At 35.5% G+C, this 1,545-nt stretch carries 2 protein-coding genes; both read right to left on the bottom strand.

The window, feature by feature from the left end; genetic code table 11:
- Positions 1-773 (bottom strand): beta family protein (locus J5224_RS27225; protein WP_264628268.1); only part of this gene is annotated, 773 nt, incomplete at its 3' end.
- Between the two features lie 10 nt (positions 774-783).
- A partial coding sequence (locus tag J5224_RS27230; RefSeq protein WP_264628269.1) for an ImmA/IrrE family metallo-endopeptidase occupies positions 784-1,545 on the bottom strand: 762 nt, incomplete at its 5' end.

The following is a 1,545-nucleotide window of genomic DNA, read 5'->3' on the forward strand; positions in this document are numbered from 1 at the left end:
AATAGCAATTTTAGTCTTGGATGAAATTTTTTGAATGCTTTCCATACTTTTACTTCTTTACGAACTACTATTCCTTGTGATTCTCGCTTAGGAACCATACCATTGATGTCACCGCTAATAGAACATCCAGCAATGGATAAAAATCTAAAATTATAAGGTTGCAATGTCGTTATTGCTCTCTGAACTTTTTCGTTCAAGTCGACGATTGACGATTTGGTTATATCTTCGAAGTCTAGAATAACAGAACAGTGTTCTGGAATAATATCTAATGAAGAAAATATATCATTGAAAGTATCAAAAAATGGCTCTTCTTCAATCATATCTTCAAATGCAAAAGAGTTTAGTCTAATAATGAAATTATTTTGCCTTTGGGAGATTATTTTTAGGGTTGTTGAATATTCATCATCTTCCCACCGATCATAACCAATGACAGGAATTACTTGGCTATTATTTTTTTCAAGTGAACTGATTATATGGCTTAATATATGCTCTCCTGATTCGATATTTGAATTAGGAGCCCATCGACTTATATCAATCCCCATTGGCAGTCCGCGCATAACTTTAGATAATGAAGTTGTGTTGTTGTTAATAAAAAACTCAACTGGGTTTCTAATGTTAATGTATTTTTTTGATTCTCGTTGTTTTTTTGTAAGGATCGGAATTTCAAATACAGGAAGTATGCTTTCCATTACTTGAGGATTAGCCTGCAAGTTATCGATTGCTTCGAATTCGCCTTTTTTAGCTTTTAAGATAGGCATGTATTTAGGGTACATAAATCCTCACTTACCAAATATGATTAGGAAAATGTTTTCTGACTTCACCTTGCCCAACTAGCTCTGAAAATTGATTATATTGACCAGTCTCCCTTCGTATCCTTCCCGCAATGATGGATGGATGGATTCTTAATTCTCTGGAGAGTTCATCAATTGTGCTTTTACTAGGGGTCAAATATGCTGAACTCCGTTTCCATACAATTCGAGGAATTAATGTATCTCTGGCAATTCTATTTGCTTCGGCTTCCATTTTATCAGCGCTATCTTTGAGAGTCTCAAGATCATCAACAAAGGTATTATTTGAATCAACATGCTTCCATATATGTACAACTTCATGAAGTAAAGTGAACCAAAAGTTATCGAGACGATCCTGCCTTAGTGTTAGTGCAATTATGGGGCGCCCGTCAGTGTCTTTCAAGGCGGCACCATCTATTGCAGTACCCGTAAGTGGGGGCTCAATTATGACACATATACCATTCTTCTCTAAAAATTCCACAGCCAGTAATGGGCCGTATTCCGACCAACTTAAATGAGCTAGTTCTTTTAGAAAATCTTTAGAAATACAATCCTTTTTGAATTCTACAGCTAGTTTTTTCTCTCGTGATTTTTGTACAACTCTTGCCACCCAAGCATGCAATTTATATACGGTTGTTGGAGAATAGGCATCACCATTTAATGTCCTTTTAAATGCAGTAGCAGTATAGTTTGAACCAAGCCTTTCAATGAATTTTTTAACTTGCTCTTCTGCATTAACCTTAGTCTTGGATTTCAG

This window comes from Candidatus Symbiopectobacterium sp. NZEC135 (assembly GCF_025962695.1).